Source organism: Methanophagales archaeon, assembly GCA_021159465.1.
GTDB lineage: Archaea > Halobacteriota > Syntropharchaeia > Alkanophagales > Methanospirareceae > G60ANME1.
In genome coordinates this window covers 1-3,292 of record JAGGRR010000146.1, presented here as the reverse complement: position 1 = coordinate 3,292, position 3,292 = coordinate 1, and the positions used below count along the sequence as shown (strand labels likewise).

The 3,292-nt window shown below is 40.0% G+C and carries 3 protein-coding genes and 1 pseudogene; 3 read left to right on the top strand and 1 reads right to left on the bottom strand.

Annotated features, from left to right (window positions below):
* From J7J01_06650 to J7J01_06640, 3 genes and pseudogenes are all read left to right on the top strand, one after another.
* Positions 1-806, top strand: an 806-nt coding sequence (locus J7J01_06650) for a radical SAM protein (protein ID MCD6210550.1), incomplete at its 5' end; no start/stop codon positions are given.
* A gap of 6 nt (positions 807-812) precedes the next feature.
* Positions 813-1,271 (top strand): hypothetical protein, encoded by a 459-nt coding sequence (locus J7J01_06645; GenBank protein MCD6210549.1) that lies wholly within the window; start codon positions 813-815, stop codon positions 1,269-1,271.
* 87 nt (positions 1,272-1,358) lie between these two features.
* Positions 1,359-1,910, top strand: a pseudogene (locus J7J01_06640) (IS5 family transposase).
* A gap of 143 nt (positions 1,911-2,053) precedes the next feature.
* On the opposite strand, the gene J7J01_06635 reads toward J7J01_06640, so the two are convergent.
* The gene (locus J7J01_06635; protein ID MCD6210548.1) at positions 2,054-3,088 is read right to left on the bottom strand and encodes a Coenzyme F420 hydrogenase/dehydrogenase, beta subunit C-terminal domain; all 1,035 of its coding nucleotides are present in this window, start codon (positions 3,086-3,088) and stop codon (positions 2,054-2,056) included.
* Positions 3,089-3,292 lie beyond the last annotated feature (204 nt).

Genomic DNA, 3,292 nt, shown 5'->3' with positions numbered 1-3,292 from the left:
ACATCGTGGACTTCTGCCAACTGGACTGCAAGCACTGCTATCTGAATAAAGGCAAGAGAGTCATGCCTCTGAACATGCTTAGAGCCATCTGCGAGGATTTCCTCAAAACTGATTTCCCGCTGCCACAAAACTCAATTATTCTTAGCGGAGGTGAACCTTTACTGCACCCAAAATTTGTAGAGGCATACAGCGTCGTGAGAGAGTTGATTGGTCATGTGGCTCTGGCCACTAACGGCATATTAATACCCAAATACATCCATATCTTCCATAAAAACGATGGAATACAGGTAAGCGTGGACGGGGATGAAAAAGCACATGATTTCATACGCGGCAAGGGGAGCTATGAAAAAGCGGTGAGGGCTTTGAAATTGCTGGACGAGCATGGGATACGCCATACTCTTTCTTTCACTATCAATCAGGCGAACAAACACTGTATTGACCATATCATAGACCTCTGCATTGAAACCGGAGCACACACGCTCAATTTCAATATCTATCAACCCATAAGGAAAAGCGATTTGGAGCCCATAAGGTATATGGAATGGATTGAGATTAAAAAATATGTAGAGAAGCGAGCGGAGAAAGAGAGGATATATTTGCCAAAAGGTTGCATAGAAGGCGGGTGCATCGCTCGGATATTGGGTTTGAGTGTCCTTCCTGATGGCACCTACTGGGATTGCTCTCGTAATCAAAAGGTAATAGGGAAATATCCTCAACCGATAAGAGAAGTCCTGTTGTGGGATAATATAAAAAGGCGCGAGCCTGTTAATCCGTTCGAGACTTGCTGCAGGAATTTGAAATGGTGATTGTAAATGAAACATAACGCATATTCTAACATGCGGATTTTGGTTATTCCTCCAAGTATCGGATATGACGAATTTAGATATTTAGAGAAATATTTTAAAACCGATTTTATAAATTTTAGTGATAAGGAATTATACTTACAATTTCCTCCATGGCAATTCCCTCCTCCAGCACGTTTAACGGAATGTTTTGAATATGCAGAAAACATCAAGAATGAGAACTATAATTGTATCATCGGCTGTAACCTCGGTGGATTTGTATGGGCTGTGATTTTAAGATTATCTGGTGTTAATCGTCCTTTAATTATATATGCAGATTATAATCCAATTCATTTCACTATTGCATGTGCGGTAATGTTATTTTCTCAAGTTTCACTCCCTTATAACCCCCTCCATCAACCATTCACAAAAGATCATCATATCACTCTCCAATCTATCAAAACACCATTTTTTACCACCGCCACTTAAAACGACAATTTTTAATTGCGTATAATTGAAAGTCAACGGATAAAAACCGAAAAATTTAAAAGCTGAAGTTTCTAATAACTTATTAAGGTGATTTAAATGAGGACACCGTTGATACCGGAAGAAGGGGACCCCAGATGGTATTTTGTGAGAAACGTGCTAAGGATATTCGAGAAAAGAAAGATGAGGAAAATAGTGTCTAAACATGGAGTAAAACCTCTAAGTGAAGCTATAACGATGCTGAAGGTCGTGATACTCGCAATGTGCTTTGAAACTGATATAACCTTTGTAATAAGCGAATTAAAGGCTAAAGCGTCGTTAAGGGAGTTTACAGGCGTGCACGATGTTCCAGATGCTAAAGAAGTTTACAGGCTTCTAAGCAGGTTTACGGTCGATCAGTTTGTGGATATGGTGTTGAGAACCATAAACGCCGTGTGTGGAAAGCGAAAGAGCGTAAAAACGATAATAATTGGAGATGCCACCAATTTGACGGTGGATATTAACAGGTTCAGAAAGAAGTATAATAGTGAAGATTTAAAAGATAAGGACTATAAATGGGCTTATTCCAGGTCCAAAGGCTATTATATCGGTATGAAACTTGTTTTAGCCATAGAATACCACTTTTTAAGGCCGTTGGCTTTTAGATTTACTCTGCCCTTTGTGACAAAAATCGCTTCTCTTGGCGTCGTTTTGATTGGCATTGCCATTTCTTTTCTTTGGTTTTCAGGGATAAAGGAAGTCTACAAAGGCTTGCTGAATGGTGACATTTTGGTGGGGTTAAAAACCTAAATCCTTATCTCCGCTTTTTTCCTTTTCCTTATCGCATTTTCTTTTATATAATCCAAACTATCTATCTCTTTCGTTCTTATGTAGCCTTTGCTCTCGAGTTCAGAAAGAACTTCTTCACCCTTTTCAGTTCTTATTATCACACTTGACCATCCTTCTTTTGAACCCTCGCTACCCACGGCGATATCAGCCAGTTCGGCGGAGTAATCATCGCAAGTGAGGCAATGTTTTGAATGCCACGTTTCTGTTTCCTTCAGGGGAATGGAAAGCTGGGTATCCCTTGTATAAACATTGAAGAAGCCCCTGGAAATGCTTATCTTTTCTACTTCGTTCATCCTCACTCCTCTCTTCTTTAGCCCCTTACTCATTTGCTCATAATCGAAATTCCCACGACAGAACAGACCTATTACGAATTTTATTGCAGGTGCAAGGTCAAATTTTATGTGCTGCAAATGTCTCATCGCCTGAACATGGCAAGGAAGTCCAACGATGCAAATATTGTCCAGTATATCGTCTATGACCGCGGTTCTCACCTTCAGCAAAATAGGCGAGATTCCATATTTTGTGCCTGCCGCAGCGATTATTTCTTCTTTGCTCTTTGCTACCTTTGGAAACGGCATCCAGCTTCCATCACCTTTTTCTTCCCTTTCTGTCAATATAGCACCGTCTATTAGTTTTTCTTCTAGCATATATACCAGTATAGCGGTTACAACACCGCCATCCTGCGCTTTTTCGAGTATTCTTTCGTCAGCGGACTTTGCCGCAATAACGCGCCTGTATATCCCTATATCTTCGTCTTCTTTCCTGCATCTTCCGAAGATTTCCTGCTCTATTGCTCCTCTCTCGAATTCTGTTTGGTAGCATGCGTGATAACATGTTCCGCAGTCCTCACAAGCAGCCTTCTTTTCGGGTCTCTTTGGTCTCTCATCTATCCACTTGAGGTGCTGGAGAGGACATGAAGCGACACAGGCACCGCAGTATGTGCAAAGTCCTTTTTCTATTACTTCTGATTCAAGTTCTTCGTATGCCAACATTTTTGGATTTGAAATCTCGGAATCAAAATTTATTTATATCATTCCTCATATTGTCTTGCTCTGTTATCTCGCTTTCAAGACCGTTAGCGTTAATATAATATATATCTCTCTCTCCCATTTAAAAGGATTTAGTACTTGTATCATATATCCCGCATATTTTAATATAAATTACCTCCAAGTTTAAATTTATACCCGGTTATAACA